Raw genomic sequence first — 18,993 nt, 5'->3', positions numbered from 1 at the left:
GGTCAGACATTCCTCTTCGGCGTGGGCAACTGGTCGATGACGTCCTGCTGGACCTTCTTGAACTTCTTGCCGGTGCCGCCGAGGCTTCTGCCGCTGGCCTCGGCGGACTCGGCCAGAGCGTCGAGACCTGCCACGGTGGGGTCGAGCCCCTGGTAGTACTTCTTCTCAAAGGCCTCGCCGAATTCACCCGTGCCCCAGCAGCCCCGATAGCTGCTGATCTTGTCTATGTACTCCTCACGCATGATCTTGAGCTTCTCGCCCACGTCCTCAAGGGCCGCACCGCCCTTCTCCACTGCGTCGGTGTCGACGTCCAGCTCACTCATCGTCCCGCTCCTTCCCGGGGGCCGTCGGCGGTGCCCGGGGCGCCGCCGTCGTCGGTCTCGTCGTCGATCAGCTCGTCGAACAGGGCGCCCGTAGAGCGGGGGCTCGTCGCGGGCACGTCGATGCCCTCCTCCCGCAGCGGGGCGAGGAGTTCGTCCCAGGACATGGGGGCGAAGCCGCCCTCCGCCTCGGCCGATAGCCCCGGGACGGGGCCGAAGGGCCGGTAGAGGTCGAGCAGTTGGGACGCCGCGTCGGTACGGGCCTGGGCGATGGTGGCCATCAGAGCGTTGGCCAGCTCCGCGGGGGCCATGTTGCGGTAGCGCGAGGTGGGGAACCGCAGGTTCTTCAGTTCGCCCTGGGGGCCCACGGTCGCCTCCACCGAACGGTCCTTCGACGTCACGGTGACGGAGATCTGCGCGGCTTCGGCCGCGGCCCGGTTCAGCTGCTGCCGGGTCTCCTCGAATTCGGCGAGGGCCTCCGCCAGCTGTTCTTCCAAGGGGTTGGTCATATCGTGTCCATCCGTCGTGCTCATCGCTCGGCGCTCGTCGGCGAAAGTCCTACTCAAGGCCCGGTGGTGTCGCCCCGGGGCGGGGTCAGCGGCCGATCACCCCGGCCACACCGCCCTCGTCGGTGCCCCAGACCTCTTCGTCCTCGCTGACCCAGGTCGCGCGCTCCCGCTCCTCGCCCTGGTTGCCCTGGCCGCCGCCCATACCGCCCATGCCTCCCATGGGGGGCGGCATCATCGGCATCATCCCGGAGCTGGTGGCGGGGCGCCGGGCCGCGGTCTCCTCCACCACCGTCGGATTCGGGCGGGCCCGGTGGGCGCTGGTCTCGTTCCCCGCGATCGACCGTCCACCGCCCGTCCCACCGGAACCGGACCCGGACCCGGACCCGATCCCGGGGCCGGCGCCCGGCGGCGCGAAGTTACTGCCGATCGTGTTGGGGTTCAGCGAGGGCGGCGGAGGGCCGCCCGAGCCATGGTTGCCACCGCTGCCACCCGCACCCCCGCTGTAGAGGTTCGGCACCCACGGGGACTTCTTCCGCTCCCGGTCCAGCTGGTCGAAGAGATCGCTGAACCGGCCGGAGCCGCCCGAGCCGATCCCGGACGAGCCCTTGCCCCCGGTGACGCTGACCGTGCGGCCGTCGGCGTCGGTGGTGACCGTACGCCCGTCGGGATAGGTGACCTTACGGCGGCCGTCCTTGTACTCCTGGTCGACCGTGCCGTCCGGATAGCGGGTGGTGGTGGATCCATCCGCATGGTGCTGGGTGACCGCGCCCGCCTTGCCGCCCAGCGGATTGAGGTGCTCGGTGCTCTTCTTGCCGTCCGCGTCGGTCGTGGTGTACGTGCCGTCAGGGCCGAGCCGGGTGGTGCTGCCGTCCTTGTAGGTGGTGACGACCGTGCCGTCCTTCTCCACCTTGGCGACCGAGCCGTCCGCGTACTCGATGGTCGAGGTGGACTGCCCCAGCCGGGAGACCGTCTTCGTACCGTCCGGGTCGAGAGTCGTGATGGTGCCGTCGGCACCGACGGTGGTCCGGATGCCGTTGGCGTGGACGGTGGTGGCCGAGCCGTCCTTGTTGTACGTGGTGGTGGAGCCGTCCGGGTTCTTCACGGTCTCGCCCGGCTTCGGACGGTCGACCGTCTTGTTGCCCTCGGCGTCCGTGGTGGTCAGCGTGCCGTCGGCGGCCCGCTGGACGACGGTGCCGTTCTTGTACTGCGTGACCGAGCTGCCGTCGGGCTTGAAGGTGGTCTTCGTGCCGTCGGGGTAGGTGACGGACTGGCTGCCGTCCCGGTGCAGCACCGTGGTGGAGCCGCCGGGATTCAGCGTGGTCACCGTGCCGTCCCGGCCGATGGTGGTGCTGGCGCCGTCCTTGTGGGTGACGGTCCGCGAACCGTCCTGGTTGTACGAGGTGGTGGAGCCGTCGGGGCCCTTGACCGTCTTCAGCGGCGGCGCCGGGGTGCCGGTCCCGGGGAGTCCGCCCGGGTTGAGCCCCAGTCCGGGCGGGAGGACACCGGGCGGGGTGGTCTCCTTACGGCCGTCGGGATAGGTCGTGGTGTACGAACCGTCGGGGTTGCGGATGGACACCGAGCCGTCGGGGTTACGGACGACACCCTTGTCGCCGCCGCCGATGAGGTCGAGACCGGGCGGGGGCTTCAGACTTCCCGGACCGCCGGTGCCGGGCCCCTTGGACCCGTTGTTGCCGGGGTTCAGATCGAGTCCGGGCGGGGGCTTCAGACCTCCGGGGCCGCCACCGGGGTTGCCCTTGCCGTCCTTGCCGCCCAGATCGTTGGGTCCGAGACCGGGCGGGGGCGGGATCTGACCGCCACCACCTCCCCCACCGCCGAGCCCCTTCTCCAGCTCCTCCTTCTTCTTCTCCATCTCCTCCTTCTGGCGCTCGGCCTCCCGCTCCGCCTCTCCCGCCTTGCGCTCGGTCTCGCGCTCGTTGAAGAGGGACCGCAGATCGGTGAAGCCGAGGTTGAAGGTGAAGGTCGAGGGGGACTCGCCGATATCGGCCAGGGCGTTGTTCAGGGTGCGCGCCGCATTCGCAGCCGTCGGGTCCAGATCGGTTTCCAGGCCGGCCCGCCAGCTCTCGTACGCCCTGTTCCCGAGCCGCGTCCAGGCCTCCTGTGTCCGCAGGTCGCCGATCCCCGAGCCTTCGTCGTAGTAGATGGAGAAGTTTGCGTTGGGCAGCCTCGAAAGCTTCTCCACCCTGGTGTTCGCGATGTTCCGTACGTTGAGGTAGGCGATCACCTTGTCGATCCAGTCGTCCAGGTGATGCGTGGGGAGCCAGCCCGGCTTGCCCGTCCAGGTCGACCAGGCGTTGTGCAGCGACACCGTGGCGGCGTGGATGGCCTCCCCGCCCCTCATGATGTTGTCACCGACCACCGACTTCGGTGTGTAGCCGTCGCTGGAGGGGAAGGTGGCAGCCGTGGGATTGCCCGTGGGGGCGAGCAGATCGGCGAACTCCTTGTATCCGAGATGGAGTCCGGCGATCAGTTCCCGGAAGGCGTCGGCGCCATTGCCTTTCCAAGCCGCGTCGTCGCCACCGAGATCCGTGACCCACTTCTCCAGATGGGGGGCGTACGTCCCGAAGAACTCCTGCACTTCGTCGAAGGACTTCGCCGTGGTGACGAACGTCCGGAGGTCGGCACTGTCCTTGGCGGTGAGCGACTCGAAGCCCCCGATCGAGCCCGTTCCCTTCAGATGCTCCAGTGCCTTCCCGTACAACCAGTCGAATTTCCCCGCCACCCCGCCGTCGCTGAAGTCGTTGCCGGTGCTCGACGACCACGGCACGCTGAGCCGTACTTCGCAGTACTTCACAATGGCGCTGTCGGGACCGGCGTAGTCGTAGAAGCGGACGACTCGCTCGGGGTTGTAATCCGGCGCGGCGGTCTGCTTCTCCTCGGCGAGAAGGCGCATGTCGATTTTCTGGATGTCCGCCTTGATCCAGCCGCCGCCCAGGTTCCCGTTCGCATCGGAGGTTCCGCCGACCTTGCCCACGGCCTCGCGCGTTCCGCCGTTGAAGCCGGTGATCTGGCCGACGACCTCCTCCCAGAGGGGGTTGTCCATGGGCATACGGGGAAGTCCTTCGGTCGGTGGGTCAGGAGGTGCGGGGCGCCGGACGTCTCTAGGGGGTGGGGCCCGGACGCGGGTCGGGGGCCTTGCCGATGCTCCGCCAGTCGTTCAGGAACCGCTGCGCTTCGACGTCTTCCAGAACGGTCTGCTGGGCCTTCTTCATCGCCTCTATCGTCCTCGTCAGATTCCGGGTGATGTTGTCGAAGGTCGTCTTCTGTTCCTTCTCCACCGTGTGGAGAGCCTTGGCCGACGACTTGACATAGCCCAGGAAAGGCGCGGCGGTCAGCACCGTGCTCGCGCCCTTGGGAGGCGCTCCGAGCTTGCCCAGCCAGAGCATGTCCGCGGCGTAGGACGCCTCCTGGTTCTCCAACTGCCGGTCCATGAGGACCATGGAGGTGGGCTTCCGCGCCGAGTCGGTCGACAGCAGACCGGCCAGCTTGGTGACGAACTCCTTCACCCCTCCGGGATCGTTGTCCCTGAACGCCTCCAGGGTCTTGATGTCGAGGTGGGACAGATCGACCTGGGCCATGCTCGGACTCTCCGGGGACGAGGAGGGGCGGAAGGGAAGGCGCCGGGCGCGCGGGGCGGGGCGGGCGTCAGACGCGGATCGAACCCCAGTCGCTGGCCGCCTTGTTCTCGTGCCTCCGGTAGATCTCGACGATCTGCTCCAGCAGGGCACCGTGCTTGGTGAGGATCTCCGCGAGGCCGCCGGACGCGGCGTTCCAGGCGGCCTGCTTCTCGTCGTAGGTGGCGGCGTCGATGCCCTGCCAGGCGGCGCGCAGCACGTCCAGCTCCGAGTTGAGCGCGGCGACGGTGTTCTGAATGGCCTTGGTCTGCATGCGCATGTCCTCCGCCGCCATATGGACGGAGTTGTACTCGACGTGGATGACGCCGTCATTGAGGTGGCTGTTGAAGGACACAGGGGCTCCAGGTGGTCCGGATGGGATGAGCGGGAACGACGGGAACGACGGAAAGAACGCGCAGGGGCGGGGCCGGGTCAGCCCTTCTTGCCCATCAGGGCGCCGTAGGCGCTGTCACCGAGCTGCGCGTGCTGGGCCTTGGCCCCGGCAATCAGCTCTTCGATCTCGCTCTGGGTGCGGTTCTGGGCGAGGCCGGTGCGCTGGAGGGCGTCCATCATTTCCCGCATCCGGGCGGTGATCTGGTCGACCTGGCCGCTCCACTCGTTGAGCAGGTTCTGGAAGGCGCCGCCGTCCTTGCCGCCGTACGCCCTGATCAGGCCGTCCATGGTGGTGCGGACGTCCTGCTGCGAGCGCTTGATTCCGGTCTCCGCCTGCTGGAGCGCATTGTGGCCGAGCTGGTTGGAGTGCTGGCTGGAGGTCTGGAGGTTGCCGGGGCCGGGAGAGGGAGTGGTCAAGGCGTGTCCTTGGGTCGGAGGAGAGGCCGTGGAGGCGGCGCGATCAACCCGCGCCGAACGCGGCTGATGCTATGGAGCGATAGATGACGCGGGCAATGATCGGGGGGCTTTCTTGAGGTTCTCCTGATCTTCCGTCATGTGGTGCCGACGGGATCGGAACGGTGTGGCGCCCGGGAGGATGTACTGGGGCGTCATGTGGTTTACCGGCAGGGCCGATTGGCTGGAATTCGACGGTCGGTGGCGCCTGTGGCGGCAGCGACGTCCAGGTCGGGGCCGGTGGGCAGCATGTCGAGCAGCCGTGAAGGCACGGCCTGAACCGCTGCCCCCTTCAGGCCGAGCCGCTGGGCCGCGGCGCCCTCTCCGATCCGGTACTTCACACCGACGTCGGTGACCAGATAGGTCGTCGTACCGCGGACTCCGCCGCCCGCGCCGAGGGCGGCGACCAGGGCCCCGCGGCCGGGAGCGACGGTGATCCCGTCCACCGGGAGACAGGCGGGGGCGATCTCGGGGCCCCTCGCCGGGGGTACCGAAGCGGGGGCGGCGGGGAGCAGGGCGAGCCGGATCCGGGGGGTGGTGCCCTCGGGTTGGATCTGGGCGCAGAGCGCGGCGCCCGGGGAGGCCCGGACGACCGGAGGGGTGGTGTTCGGCCAGTCCGCCGGGGACGGGGCGGCTGTCGCCGCCGGTGCCTGGCGCCGGGTCAGTTCGTCGGCGGTCAGGGGCAGTGCGGCGGGCCGGGCACCGGGGTAGGCCTGGGCAGCGGTGCGGGCGTCGCCCAGGACGAGGGCGGCGGCGAGCGGGCTGAGGGGCCGCAGTCCGGCCTTCTCCAGCAGGAAGTACTGGCCGGTCGCACCGGGCGATTCGAGCCGGAACACCTGGCCCACCCTGGCGGTCGCGGTTCCCGTCCGGCCGGACTGCGTACCGCGGCCTTCGACCTCGGGTGCCACCAGATCGGCTCCGGCGGGCAGGCTGCTGAGGAAGGCGGCGGAGACCGGGACGGGCGGGGTGCCGGAGTAGCCGAGGGCCTGCAGGGCTCCGTGTCCGCCGATCCGCAGTCGCTGGTCGCCCCAGAGGAGATGGCGGGTGCCGTCGTCGGCGCGGACGAGCACGGCCTGTCTGCGGCCGGGGACCTCGCCGTCGGCGGCGGGGCCGAGGCGCAGGGAGGTGCGGGTCTGCCGGCCGGTGCCGTCGGGTCCGGTGCTCAGGGGTTCTTCGGCGCAGACCTGCCACGCGCCGCGTTCCAGGTCGCGGGGGGCGGGCAGGGCGTCCGGGGCCCCGGGGATCCCGACGGGGGTGCCGCGCCGTTCGCCGCGCAGGGAGGCCGCGGAGACGCTGACGGTGGCGGGTGCCTTCTCCGCGATCAGCCGGGCGGAGGCGTAGTTGTGCACCGGGCGGAGCACTCCGTCGAGGTACAGATAGCGGGTGCCGGTGTCCTTCTGGACGATGAGCGCGTTCGAGGTGCGCCAGGTCTTGGTGCCGGCCGGTGCGATGAGTCCGTAGAGCAGAAAGCCGAGGACGAGGACGACGGCGAGTCCGATGCCCCAGGCCAGCCCGCGGTTGGTGCGCCCGCCCGGGGTCTCGGGGGCGTCGGGGTCCTGGCGGAGCATGCCGCCGGTGAGTCGGCCCATGACGAACATATGCGCCTGGACCTGGTCTTTTCTGGACTGCACTGGGTGTTCCTCCGCCCTGATCCGTGGGTTGGTGGCTGGTGCGGCCGGGGCCGCGGCGGTCGTGGTCCGGGGTCAGCCGGAGACGCCGCGCAGACGGCCGTACACGCCGAGCACCCAGAGCGACAGCGGGATCAGGGCGACCGCCGCGCAGGTGTGGAGGATGTCCCCGGCGCGGCCCCAGTGGGGCAGCATCCGGCGGCCGGGCACCGTCCAGGAGGCGATGGCCGCGGCGCCCGCGAGGGCGAGCAGGGAGGCGAGCAGCACGGGCCGCCGCTCGGGGGCGAGGTCGGGGGCGCTCGTCAGGGCCATGAGCACCAGCCCGTAGAGCCCGGGGAGTACGACGGCGGGGCGCTGCCAGGCGTGGCCGATACCGCGGGAGTGGAGCAGCAGGAGCAGGCAGAGGACCGCGGCGGTGACCCGGGCGGGGGTGCCGGGGTCGTCGGTGAGGAGGGCGGTGAGGACCGCGGCGAGCAGCAGGCCGATGGCCGCGTACAGGGCGGTCATCCACTCCTCGGCCAGGCCGGTCCGGGTCACGACGTGCCCGTGGGGGTGCGGGTCGATGCCTTCCTGGAGTTCCTCGGCGTTGGACGGCAGCACGGGGAGGCGCAGTCCGGAGAGCCGGAAGGAGATCCCGGGGACGAGTCCGCCGATGAGGACGGCGACGACCGCGACGGGTGCGGCGGCGGACCCGGCGTCGGTGTCGAGCGTGAGCATCAGGATGCCCCAGACCGCTCCGCCGACGGCGGGGACGGCGAGGGAGAGCAGCAGGGGGACGTAGGCGGCGACCGCGGCGACCGTGAGGACGGCCCCGCCCGCCGCGGCGGCGGCCGCGGCGAGCATTCCGGCGCCGGTCACCAGGCCGCCGCCGGTCGTGTCACCGGCCGTCAGCAGTGCTCCGGCCAGGGCGAGATAGGGCGGTACGAAGACGCCCATGGCGGCTCCGGCGGCCGCGTCGCCGACCGCGCGGGAGGCTGCGGCGGCGCCGAAGAGCACCAGCAGTCCGGTGACGGCGGCGACGGCGGCACGGGTGGTGTACGGGCCGCCGGGCAGGGCGCAGACCACCCAGCCCGCGGCGAGCAGCAGACCGGCGGTGCCCAGCAGCATCCGGCGGCCGCTGCGGGCGTTCCAGCCGTGGGGCCGCTCGCGCATGCTGCCGGCGACTCCGTCGACCAGATCGTCGAAGTGGATCGCGGGCAGCGCGTCGGTGCGGGGCCGCAGATGCAGGATGTCGCCGTCGTGCAGACCGAGCGCCTCCAGGGTGCTCTCCTCGTCGAGGGGGTCATCACCGAGTCGCTGGAGCACCCAGCCGCCGTGTTCGATGCCCTGCTCGGCCAGTTCCTCGCCCGCGTGGTCGAGGAGGGTCGGCAGGAGGTCCGCGAGCGGGACGTCTCCGGGGACCGCGAGGTCGAGCAGTCTCCGGGGGGTCTTGACCGTCAACCGGCACAGACCAGGGCTAGATATGCCCGAAGTTTCCGTCATGCGAATGCAGCACCTATCCGAGGGGCCGGGGTACCGAAGGGGAGGTAGCGCACACTACCGTGGGCAACACGTCAGGTCACAGGGCCCCTTGGCCCGACCGGCGGCCGATCTCGCCGCACCGGCCCCGCCCGGAGTACCGGGTGCGCGGCCGCGACCGGGACGTGAGAAACCCGAGGAGAAATCCAGCGTGAGCACCGTGCTGTTCCGTCGGCCCGCGCGCCGCCGCGGCCCCGACATGCCCGAGGGAGAGCTGAGTCTCCAGGAGCCGCCGACCCTGCCGGAGGCGGAGCCCAACACCTCGGCGATGTGGACCTATCTGCCCATGGGTCTCACTTCGCTGGCGATGCTGATGATGTTCCTGAGACCCAATCAGGCCACGGCCTTCAGCTATATCGCCATCGGGCTGATGCTGCTCTCGTCCGTGGTGATGATCCTGGCCCAGGTGATCCGCAGCGCGAGTGAACGCAAACGCAAACTCAAGGGTGACCGGCGGGACTATCTGCGCTATCTGACGCAGATGCGCCGCAAGATCCGGGCCACCGTGGCGGAACAGCAGAAGGCACTCGCCTGGCGGCATCCGGAGCCGGCCGCGCTCTGGGCCCTGGGCGGCACGAGCCGGCAGTGGGAGCGGCGGGCGTCCGACGAGGACTTCAGCGAGGTGCGGGTGGCGGTCGGCGAGCAGAAGCTCGCGCTCCGGCTGGCGCCGCTGGCGACCCGGCCGGTGGAGGATCTGGAGCCGCTGTCCGCCCATGCGCTGCGCAGCTTCATCCGGGCCTACGGCACCGTCCCGGAGCAGCCCATCGCCCTGTATCTGCGGGCCTGGTCACGGGTGCTGGTCACGGGTGACGAGGAGCGGGCCCGGGCGCTGGTCCGCGCGATGCTGGCGCAGCTCGCCGCCTTCCACGCCCCGGAGGAGCTGAACGTCGCGCTGTGCGTGTCGGACGAGCGGCGCGCCGCGTGGGAGTGGCTCAAGTGGCTGCCGCACGCCCAGCACGGCTACCAGCGGGACGGGGCCGGGCAGGCGCGGCTCGCGGCGGCCGACTTCCAGTCGCTGGAGGAGCTGCTGGGCGCCGACTTCACCCAGCGTTCGCCGTTCGACCCGGACACTCCGCCGGGCCGGGAGGAGCCCTTCACCGTCGTCGTGGTCGACGGCGGTTCGGTGCCCGGCGGGCACCGGGTGACGGGCGTCGGATACCGCAATACCGTCCTGGTCGACCTGACGGGCGCGCTGGAGTGGAAATCGGGCCGGGGCACGCTGCGGCTGCGTCTCGACGAGGAGGGCCTGCACCTGGTCCGTACCGATCGCGATCGCAAAGAGCAGTCGACGTTGCTGGGTGAGCCCGATGCGCTGGGCCCGGTCGCGGCACAGACGCTGGCCCGGCGGCTCTCCCCGTACCGCCTCGGTGGCGGTGTCACCGCGTCCGAGCCGTTCGTGACCGAAACGGAGCTCACGGCGCTGCTCGGCATCGGGGATCTGCGGCGGCACGAACCCGCCCGGCTGTGGCGCTTCCCGGTCGAGGGCCGGGGCCGGCTGCGGGTTCCGATCGCCGTCGGCGAGGACGGTACGCCCGTCGAGCTGGACATCAAGGAGTCCGCCCAGGGCGGTATGGGTCCGCACGGCATGCTGATCGGCGCCACCGGTTCCGGCAAGAGCGAACTGCTGCGCACGCTCGTGCTGGGGCTGGCGCTCACCCACTCCTCCGAGACGCTCAACTTCGTCCTCGTCGACTTCAAGGGCGGCGCGACCTTCCTCGGCATGGACGAGCTGCCGCACACCTCCGCCGTCATCACCAACCTGGCCGACGAGGTCGCGCTCGTCGGCCGGATGCAGGACGCCCTCCACGGCGAACTCGTGCGGCGCCAGGAGCTGTTGCGGAAGGCGGGCAACTACGCCTCGGTCCTGGAGTACGAGCGGGCCCGGGCCTCCGGCACCCCGCTCGCCCCGCTGCCGAGCCTCTTCGTCGTCGTCGACGAGTTCAGCGAACTGCTGGCCGCGCACCGCGACTTCATGGAGCTCTTCGTGATGATCGGCCGCCTCGGCCGGTCCCTGGGGGTCCATCTGCTGCTCGCCTCCCAGCGGCTGGAGGAGGGCCGGATGAGCCAGCTGGAGGGCCATCTCTCGTACCGGATCGGTCTGCGGACCTTCTCCGCCATCGAGTCCCGGGGCGTCCTCGGCGTACCCGACGCCTACCATCTGCCGTCCCAGCCGGGCAGCGGCTACCTCAAGAGCGGGGTGGAGGCGCTGACCCGCTTCCGGGCCGCCTATGTGTCCGGCGCCTACAAGGCTCCGCGGCGCGGCAGTGCCCGGCAGGCGCAGATCGCCCGTCAGGTCGTGCCCTGGGGCACCGAATGGGTGGTGCCCCGGGTGCTGCCCGCGGCGCCCGATCCGGAGCCGGAGCCCGAGGCGGAGTCCTCGGAGGAGGAGAGTCTGCTGGGTCTCGCCCTGGAGAAGCTCCGGGGCAGCGGGCCGCCCGCCCATCAGGTGTGGCTGCCGCCGCTGGACGCGCCGCCCGCCCTCGACACGCTGCTGCCGCCGCTGACCCCGCACCCCGATCTCGGTCTCACCGCGGCCGACTGGCCGGACCGCGGCCGGCTGCGGGTGCCGGTCGGTCTGGTGGACCGGCCGTTCGAGCAGGTACGGGACCTCCTCACGGTCGATCTGTCCGGTGCGGGCGGCCACCTCGCCGTGGCGGGCGGCCCCCAGAGCGGCAAGAGCACCGTGCTGCGGACCCTGATCTGCGCCCTGGCGCTCACCCACTCGCCCCGCGAAACGCAGTTCTACTGCCTCGACTTCGGCGGCGGCGCCCTCTCGTCGCTGGCGGGACTGCCCCATGTCGGCGGGGTCTCCGGCCGGCTCGACCGGGAGCGCATCGCCCGTACCCTGGCGGAGGTCACCTCCCTGCTGAACCGGCGCGAGCTGTTCTTCCAGGAGCAGGGCATCGACTCGATGTCGACGTTCCGCAGGCGGCGGGCCCGGGGCGAGTTCCCCGATTCGCCGTTCGGTGACGTCTTCCTCGTCGTCGACGGCTGGTCCACCGTCCGGTCCGATATGGCGGACGATCTGGAGCATTTCCAGGCGATCGCCTCCCGCGGCCTGAACTACGGCGTCCATCTGGTCATCAGCACCTCCCGCTGGGTGGAGGTGCCGTCGTGGCTGCGGGACCAGATCGGGAACAAGCTGGAGCTGCGGATGGGCGATCCGATGGACTCCTCCGTCGACGTCCGCAAGGCGGCCACCGTGCCGGTCAGCCCCGGACGGGGCCTGAACAGCGACAAGATGCACTTCCTGGCCGCGCTGCCCCGGATCGACGGCCAGGAGCAGGCCGAGGATCTGGCGGACGCCATCGCGGACCTCGTCGAAGCGGTCGCCGACCACTGGGACGCGCCCGCCGCGCCCCCGGTGCGGATGCTGCCCACCAGGCTGGCGGCGGCGGACCTGCCCGAAGGACCCGATCCGCTGCGCATCACCATCGGTCTCGACCAGGCCGAACTGGAGCCGGTCCGGCACGACTTCACCCAGAGCCCGCACCTCTATCTGGTGGGTGACACCGAGAGCGGCAAGACCAGCGCGCTGCGGCTGATAGCCCAGCGGATCATGGCGCGGCACACCCCGGACGAGGCACGGTTCCTGGTCGCGGACTTCCGGCGGGAACTGATCGCCGCGATCCCCGAGGAGTACCGACTCGGGCACGCGGTCTCCTCGGATCCGCTGCGCGAGTACGTCGGCGGGGTGGCCCGCGCGATGGCCGAGCGGACGCCCGGCGCCGATATCTCCCCCGCGCGCATGCGGCGGGCGGACTGGTGGGAGGGCCCCCGGCTGTTCGTCCTCGTCGACGACTACGAACTCGTCGGCTCCGGTTTCGACAGCCCCTTCGAACCGCTCCTGACGCATCTCCCCCTCGGGTACGAGGTGGGGCTGCACGTGGTCGTCGCCCGCGCCTCCTCCGGCGCGGGCCGCCAGGATCCCCTCGTACGGAAGTTGCAGGAGGTCAACACCTCGGTGCTGCTGCTGTCCTGCCCGCCGTCGGAGGGTCAGGTCGTCGACGGGGTACGGTCCCGGATCATGCCGCCCGGCCGGGCGCAGAGCGTGGTCCGGCGCAAGCCGGGGATGATGCAGCTCGCGCTCCCCGACGAGGTCCCGGAGGAGCCGGGAGCGGACGGGGAGTAGCGCCGGTCCGGCGGATCGGACGAACCCGGTCCGCCGGACCCGACCCGGGCCGTATCCGGAGAGCGGCGCCGTCCGCCCCGTAGGGCGGGGCCTGCTGCTGGGGGTGTGCGCCGCCAGGGGGCGTGCCACCGCAAGGCGGTGGGAGCCCGGCGAGGCCGGGGGTCGGTTCTGCTCGGACACATGAGGTACGACCCGGGGGATCCCCGCCGCACTCGGAGACTGCGGGGAATCGGGGGATCCCGGCAAGGCCCGAGGCACGCCCCCGGGGCCACCGCCCGGTGGTGCCCGAACCGGGCCCGAAGGGCACAGGGGAGCGTGTGCGTGCCGGGCCTTCCGGAGACGCCCCAGTGGCCGGCGCTCTGTCACCCGGCCCGGCGGTCCGCCTCGTAGCGGCCGGGGCGCCAGTTGCGGGCCCGGCCGCGCGGCAGGACCGCCGCGGCGAAGGCGACCGCCAGGATCGTGCCCACCGAAGCGGCCGTCACCAGCAGGGCCGTGGACCGCGCCGCCCCGGTGTCGGTCTGCTCCGGCAGCGCGACGGGCTTCTCCGCGGCCGGGGCGGCGGCCGCCGGGCGGGCCGGTCCGGACACCGCGCCGTACGGGTCGAGGGCGGGCAGTCCGGCGCCCGGATAGGCACCGGCCAGCAGCCGCTCCCGTACCTGGTCCGCCCGGAGCGAGGGGTGGTAGGAGCGGACCAGCGCCGCCGCCCCCGCCGTCAGCGCGGCCGCCAGGGAGGAGCCCGAGGCCGTCCACTTCCCGTCGCCGACCGGGCCCGGGCCGACGAGGGCCGCGCCGGGGGCCGTGAGATCGGCCCGGGTGTATCCGGGCGCCAGCGGATTCCGGGTCCCCTGCGGTCCGCTGTCCAGCACCGCGAGTGCCTCGGGCGGCGGCGCCGGGGCGGGCGGCCCCTGGTCGCCGCCGGAGCCTCCCCGCGGAGCGGCGTCCGCCGCTGCCGGGACGACGACGAGACTGTCGTGGCGTACGGCGGCGGCCATCGCCGCCCGTACCGCCGGGAGGGAACCGTCCAGCGGGGCGGTCACGGTGATCACATCGGCGCCCGCCTCGGCGGCCTTCCGGACCCCGGCCGCGAGCAGCGCGGGATCGGGCTCACCCCGCTCCCCCGTGCCCCGAACCGCCAGGATCCGCGCGGCGGGCGCCACCCCGGAAAACCCCTGCCCAGGCAGGCTCGCCCCGGCGACAAGCCCGGCCTGGAACGTACCGCGGCCCACGCAGTCGCGGTCAGCCGCGCCGACGGCGGTGACCCGGCCCGCGAGCACGGCCGGTACGGCGCTGACCCCGGTGCCGACCACCGCCACCGTCGTCCCCCGCCCCCGCGAGAGCTTCCACACCTGGTCGAGACCGAGGGAGCGGCGGGTCCACGGCGCGGCCGACGTCGGCCGGCCGCGGTGGGTGGTGCAGCCGTCCTGGCCCTCGGGCAGCCGCTCCGGCATACCCGGCAGGGTCGTCGTCCCGCTCCCGGCCCCGTCGGCCGGAGCGGTGGGGTCCGCGAGCGCGGCGGGCGGGGGCAGCAGCACGGCGAGCGTGACCAGGCCGAGCAGCACAGTGGTACGGCGGCGCACAGGGACGGTCCTCACTTCGGGCGTTCGGGGAATCGGGGGAACGGGCCCCGCACCGGTGAAGGTACGGGGGCGCGGTCACTCCCCCCGCAGATCCTGGGGAAGCAGCAGACGCAGATCGTCGAGCGTGGGTGCGGGCACCGCACTGAGCCGCCGCGCCTGACGGGTCATCATGGTCTCCAGGGTCTGCCGGGCGAGCCGCGCGTTGCCGAAGGTGCGGCCGCGCGGGATCGCCTCGAAGTGGGCGCGCAGATCGGCGGCCGTACCGGGGGCGCATTCGTAGCCGTTGTCCACGGCGTGCTGCCGGACGATGGTGACCAGTTCGTCGGAGGAGTAGTCGGGGAACTCCACGGTCCGGGTGAAGCGGGAGGCGAGACCCGGGTTGGAGTTCAGGAAGCGGTCCATCTCCTCCGTATAGCCGGCGGCGATCACCACGACCTCGTCGCGGTGGTCCTCCATCAGCTTCAGCAGGGTGTCCACGGCTTCCTGGCCGAAGTCCGAGGAACCGCCCCCGGCGGACGCGGGGGTGAGGGTGTAGGCCTCGTCGACGAAGAGGACGCCGCCGATCGCCCGCTGGAAGACCTCCTTGGTCAGCTGGGCGGTGTGGCCGACGTACCGGCCCACCAGATCGGCCCGGGACACCTCCACCAGCTGGCCGCGCGGCAGTACTTCGAGGGAGGCGAGCAGTTCGCCGTAGAGCCGGGCGACGGTGGTCTTGCCGGTGCCGGGCGGGCCCGCGAAGACGAGGTGGTTGCTGATCCTGGGTGCCGGGAGGCCTGCCGCGGCCCGGCGGCGGGCGGTGGCGAGCAGGTTCACCAGATCGCCGACCTCGCGTTTGACGGCCGCGAGTCCGGTCAGGGCCTCCAGCCGCAGCAGGGGGTCCTGACCGTCGTCGGCCCCCGCGCCGGAGGCGGAGGGCGGTCCGACGTCCTCCGCCGTCAGCAGGGCGAGATCGCGTTCGTCGACGTCGCCGCGGGCGGCGAGGCGGGAGGCCTGGCGGTCGACCATCTCCTCGAAGACCTTGCGGGCGGTGCGGCCGTTGCCGAAGGAGGCGTCCCTGGGCATGCGCTCGAAGTGGCCGCGGAGCGCGGTGCGGGTGTCGCCGTCGAGTTCGTAGCGGTGCGCGGAGCACATCCGGTCCACGATGGTGACGAGTTCCTCGGAGGTGTAGTCGGTGAATTCGACGCTGCGGGTGAACCGGGAGGCGAGACCGGGGTTGGAGGCGAGGAAGTCCGTCATCTCCTTGGGGTATCCGGCGGCCACGACCACGATGTCGTCGCGGTGGTCCTCCATCAGTTTGACCAGGGTGTCGATGGCCTCGCGGCCGAAGTCGGCGCCCGAACCGCCGGAGTCCGAGAGCAGGGTGTACGCCTCGTCGATGAAGAGGACTCCGCCGAGGGCCCGGTTGAAGGTCTCCGTGGTCTTGATGGCCGTACCGCCGATGATCTGGGCGACGAGGTCGGCCCGGGAGACCTCCACCAGATGGCCGGACGGCAGCACGCCGAGGGAGGCGAGGATGGAGCCGTAGAGGCGGGCGACGGTGGTCTTGCCGGTGCCGGGCGGGCCCGCGAAGATCAGATGCCGGCTCATCGGCGGCGCGGGCATGCCCAGCCCGGCGCGGCGCTGCGCCATCCGGTTGAGGTTGATCAGGGTCAGGACCTGGTGTTTGACGTCGTCGAGGCCGATCAGGGATTCGAGTTCGGCGACGGGTCCGTCCGGGGCGTCGGCGGGGTCGCCGGTGACGGGGGCGCCGCCGGGCAGCCGGCCGTCCCCTGCGGCCTCCGCTTCCGCGGCGCTGCCGAAGGCGTCGGGAGCGCCGTTCCCGGTGCTGGTCAGCCGTTCCACCGCGACCCGGTCACCGGCGACGGTCTGGCGCAGTCCGCTGCCCTTGTTGTCGCGGACGGCGCAGTCGACGAGGGATACGGGTCCGGGGCCTTCGATCCGGATGCCGTCGGCGCCGGCGCCGGTCACCTCGCAGGAGTTGAGGGAGGCCCGGGCTCCCTCCGCGATCCGTACGCCGTGTTCGCCGGGGTCCCGGACCGTGGCCCGGGTGGCGGTCAGTTCGCCCTGGTCGTCGACGCGGATGCCGTCGCCGGGGCAGTCGTGGACGTCGAGATCGCGGACGGCGAGGGCGCCGAGCGCACCGATGTGCACCGCGGGGCCGGTGCCGCCGCGGATCCGGCCCTGGCCGAGGTAGAGGCTGCCGTGGCCGGAGACATGGATCCCGGCGCCGCCGCTCCCCTCGACCAGGCAATCCTCCAGTCTGCCGCGGCCGTCCTTGAGGACCTCGATGCCGTGTCCCCCGGCGCGGGTCACCGTCGAGCGGCGCAGCAGGGGGTTGGCCCCGGCGCGGATCACGATGCCGCTGCCGCCGCTGCCGGTGACCTCCAGCCGGTCGGTCTCCGCTGCGGAGTCCTCCTCCAGCAGCACTCCCGTCGATTCGGCATCGCGGACGACGGTGGCGGTGAGCTGCGGGGAGGAGAATCCGGCGACGCGGACGGCCGCGTCCCGGGCGGTGGTGAAGACGCAGTCCTCGACGGTGCCCCGGCTGCGTTCGGTGACGAGCAGGGCGTTTCCGGCGGTGCGTTCGGTACGGCAGCGGCGCAGGGTGGGCGCGGCGCCGCCGCCGACGACGAAGCCGTGGCCGCCGCTGTTCCGTACGGTCACGTCCTCCAGGAGCGTGCTGCCCGACGAGTTGACGAAGACGCCGACGGCGCAGTCGGTGACGGTGGTGCGGAGGAGGGTGACGGCGCTCTGTTCCTCGGCGGCGGCGCCGGGCTTGTCGGTGGCCGAGATCTCGCACTCCTCGACACGGACCCGGGCGCGGCCGTTGGCGAGTACGCCGTTGCCGCGGGCATCGCGCAGCTTGCCGCCGCGCAGGGAGAGCCGGCCTTCCTCACCCGCGACGACGGCGGAGGTGCCGAGGTGTTCGACGACGCACTCCTCCAGCAGGCTCTCGGGGACGGCGGTGGTCACGACCCCGGCGCCCTGGGGGTTCTCGATACGGCACTGCCGCACTGCGAGCGCGCCGTCGCCCCGGGCGAACAGGGCGGCCCAGGAGGCCCCGTACACATCGCAGCGGTCGAGGAGCAGCTGCCCGCGGGGGACGTCGACGACCGGCAGTTCGCTGTCGTGGCCGCGGAGGACGAGGTCGTTGACCATCGCGGAATCGCAGGAGAGGGTCAGCGCGGTGCCGCGGCGGGGTGCCAGCTCGACGGTGCCGCGTCCTTCGAGCGCGGTGAGGGTGAGGGAGGTGGTGAGGGTGAGGCTCTCCTCGTACCGTCCGGGGAAGATGCTGATCACGGCGCCGGTCCGGGCGATGCGGAGCGCTGCGGAGATGGTGGAGCAGTCGCCCGTTCCGTCCTGCGCGACGGTGAGCATCTGGCGTGACACTTTCTGACCTCCCGGGCGCCCCGACGTCGATGCTCCGTACGAGTCCGCTCACTCCCGGGGCGGGTGGAACTGTTGTGCCCATCATGCCTGTTGAAACGCCCGGAATGCCACCGCGGGCGGCGGGAGGCGGCCGTGGACCTTCGTACGTCCGGGCGACCGGATGGGAGGATGCCCTTCCACGGAACGGCGAACAAGGGGACGTGCGGTGCGGCGCTACGACCGGCTCAGGGAACTCCGGCGGATGGACCCGGAACGGGACTACTGGGAGATGTACCGGCTGATCGCCGTGTACGAGTTCCCCTGGGACTTCGTCCGGGCGCTGGAGCTGGCCCTCTTCCGTACCTACGCCGTCCCCTCCATCGGCGCCCTGCTGCTCCGTACGGCCCAGTTCACCGAGCGGCCCCAGAAGCGGTACGACGACACCGCGCTGCTCCTGGACGCGGTCGTGGAGCACGGCTTCGCCAGCGAACAGGGGCGGACGGCGATCCGCCGGATCAACGGGATGCACCGCAGCTACGAGATCAGCAACGACGAGATGCGGTACGTGCTCTCCACCTTCGTCGTGGTGCCCAAGCGCTGGCTGGACCTCTACGGCTGGCGCCGGCTGACCCCGCACGAGCTGCGGGCCTGTACCGCCTACTACCGGCAGCTCGGCCGTCGGATGGGGATCACGGAGATCCCGGAGACCTTCGCGGAGTTCGAGCGGTGCCTCGACGACTACGAGGCCCGGCACTTCGGCTGGGACGAGGGCGGCCGGGCGGTCGCCGATGCCACGCTGGACCTGATGACGTCCTGGTATCCCGGCCCGCTGGCACCGGGCCTGCGGGCGGCCACGATCTCACTGCTGGACCCGCCGCTGCGGGAGGCCTTCCGCTTCCCGGCGCCTTCCCCGGCGCTGCGCCGGACGGTCGACGGGGCGCTGAAGCTGCGCGGGCGGGCGGTACGGCTGCTGCCCCCGCGCCGGGCACCGCACTTCGCCCGGCAGAACCGTGAGATCAAGGGCTATCGGCAGGGCTACCGACTGGCGGAGCTCGGTACGTTCCCGGTGCCCGGGGTCCGCGGCTGCCCGGTGCCGCACGGCTCCCGGGAGGCGACGCCCCCGCAGCCGCCGGTGGCACCGGCCCCTTGAGGGAGGCCGGGCGGGGCGCCCGGCCGTCGCGGGTGGGACGCCCGGCGACCGGGCGTCATACCGTCGCGGGCGGGGCGTTCACGGTCGGGCACGGCACCCGGCGGGCGGGGCGTCCGGCAGCCGGTGACGGGAGTGTGCTGAGCACGGCCGGACGCGGCCCCCGCGGACCGCGGCCCTCCCCTTCTGCTGCTGCCCGCGGCCGCCGAAAGGCCGTATCGGACACGCTCGTCCCGTCCCGGGGGCGCGGCCGGCCCGTCCCGTCCCGGGCGGGACGCTCCCGGCCACTGGTGGGAGCCGCCGTCCGGGCCCTGT

General features: G+C 72.2%; 12 protein-coding genes. 2 read left to right on the top strand and 10 right to left on the bottom strand.

Annotation, left to right across the window (positions count from 1 at the left end):
* Positions 1-2: 2 nt before the first annotated feature.
* The 8 genes from B7R87_RS30475 to eccD all read right to left on the bottom strand — a co-directional run bounded on the left by B7R87_RS30475 (position 3) and on the right by eccD (position 8,417).
* A complete protein-coding gene (locus B7R87_RS30475) occupies positions 3-323 on the bottom strand; it encodes a hypothetical protein (protein WP_006345161.1) in 321 nt (106 codons plus the stop codon).
* On the bottom strand, positions 320-853 hold the full coding sequence (locus B7R87_RS30470; RefSeq protein ID WP_233168965.1) for a YbaB/EbfC family nucleoid-associated protein: 534 nt from the start codon (positions 851-853) through the stop codon (positions 320-322). The genes B7R87_RS30475 and B7R87_RS30470 overlap by 4 nt, the downstream gene beginning before the upstream one ends.
* 61 nt (positions 854-914) lie before the next feature.
* Positions 915-3,896, bottom strand: coding sequence for an AAWKG family protein (locus B7R87_RS30465; protein WP_006345163.1), 2,982 nt, complete (start codon positions 3,894-3,896; stop codon positions 915-917).
* A 52-nt stretch (positions 3,897-3,948) separates the two neighbouring features.
* A complete protein-coding gene (locus B7R87_RS30460) occupies positions 3,949-4,425 on the bottom strand; it encodes a type VII secretion system-associated protein (RefSeq protein ID WP_006345164.1) in 477 nt (158 codons plus the stop codon).
* Positions 4,426-4,492: 67 nt separating this feature from the next.
* Positions 4,493-4,816 (bottom strand): WXG100 family type VII secretion target, encoded by a 324-nt coding sequence (locus B7R87_RS30455; protein ID WP_006345165.1) that lies wholly within the window; start codon positions 4,814-4,816, stop codon positions 4,493-4,495.
* A gap of 77 nt (positions 4,817-4,893) precedes the next feature.
* Entirely contained in the window at positions 4,894-5,271 is a 378-nt protein-coding gene (locus B7R87_RS30450; RefSeq protein ID WP_006345166.1) for a hypothetical protein, read from the bottom strand.
* Positions 5,272-5,471: 200 nt separating this feature from the next.
* Positions 5,472-6,938 carry a type VII secretion protein EccB gene (gene eccB / locus B7R87_RS30445; RefSeq protein WP_040913031.1) on the bottom strand — a complete coding sequence of 489 codons (1,467 nt, stop codon included), beginning with the start codon at positions 6,936-6,938 and terminating at the stop codon, positions 5,472-5,474.
* 72 nt (positions 6,939-7,010) lie between these two features.
* Positions 7,011-8,417 carry a type VII secretion integral membrane protein EccD gene (gene eccD, locus B7R87_RS30440; protein WP_130584781.1) on the bottom strand — a complete coding sequence of 469 codons (1,407 nt, stop codon included), beginning with the start codon at positions 8,415-8,417 and terminating at the stop codon, positions 7,011-7,013.
* A 187-nt stretch (positions 8,418-8,604) separates the two neighbouring features.
* Between eccD and B7R87_RS30435 the strand changes: the two genes are divergently transcribed.
* Positions 8,605-12,585 (top strand): type VII secretion protein EccC, encoded by a 3,981-nt coding sequence (locus B7R87_RS30435; protein ID WP_006345170.1) that lies wholly within the window; start codon positions 8,605-8,607, stop codon positions 12,583-12,585.
* A gap of 362 nt (positions 12,586-12,947) precedes the next feature.
* Here the strand turns inward: B7R87_RS30435 and B7R87_RS30430 are convergent, their stop codons facing one another.
* Together B7R87_RS30430 and B7R87_RS30425 are read right to left on the bottom strand one after the other, a co-directional pair.
* Positions 12,948-14,162, bottom strand: coding sequence for a S8 family serine peptidase (locus B7R87_RS30430; RefSeq protein ID WP_130584780.1), 1,215 nt, complete (start codon positions 14,160-14,162; stop codon positions 12,948-12,950).
* Positions 14,163-14,237: 75 nt separating this feature from the next.
* A complete protein-coding gene (locus B7R87_RS30425) occupies positions 14,238-17,540 on the bottom strand; it encodes a right-handed parallel beta-helix repeat-containing protein (protein ID WP_006345172.1) in 3,303 nt (1,100 codons plus the stop codon).
* Between the two features lie 217 nt (positions 17,541-17,757).
* On the opposite strand from B7R87_RS30425, the gene B7R87_RS30420 reads away from it, so the two are divergent.
* On the top strand, positions 17,758-18,681 hold the full coding sequence (locus B7R87_RS30420) for an oxygenase MpaB family protein (protein WP_130584779.1): 924 nt from the start codon (positions 17,758-17,760) through the stop codon (positions 18,679-18,681).
* The last annotated feature ends 312 nt before the right edge of the window (positions 18,682-18,993 follow it).

This window comes from Streptomyces tsukubensis (assembly GCF_003932715.1).
GTDB classification, from domain to species: Bacteria; Actinomycetota; Actinomycetes; order Streptomycetales; family Streptomycetaceae; genus Streptomyces; species Streptomyces tsukubensis.
This window is presented reverse-complemented; position numbering and strand designations above follow the sequence as displayed.

Coding starts and splice junctions, on each gene's coding strand:
- B7R87_RS30475 (WP_006345161.1), bottom strand. CDS start 323: ATGAGTGAGCTGGACGTCGACACCGACGCAGTGGAGAAGGGCGGTGCG.
- B7R87_RS30470 (WP_233168965.1), bottom strand. CDS start 853: ATGAGCACGACGGATGGACACGATATGACCAACCCCTTGGAAGAACAG.
- B7R87_RS30465 (WP_006345163.1), bottom strand. CDS start 3,896: ATGCCCATGGACAACCCCCTCTGGGAGGAGGTCGTCGGCCAGATCACC.
- B7R87_RS30460 (WP_006345164.1), bottom strand. CDS start 4,425: ATGGCCCAGGTCGATCTGTCCCACCTCGACATCAAGACCCTGGAGGCG.
- eccD (WP_130584781.1), bottom strand. CDS start 8,417: ATGACGGAAACTTCGGGCATATCTAGCCCTGGTCTGTGCCGGTTGACG.
- B7R87_RS30425 (WP_006345172.1), bottom strand. CDS start 17,540: ATGCTCACCGTCGCGCAGGACGGAACGGGCGACTGCTCCACCATCTCC.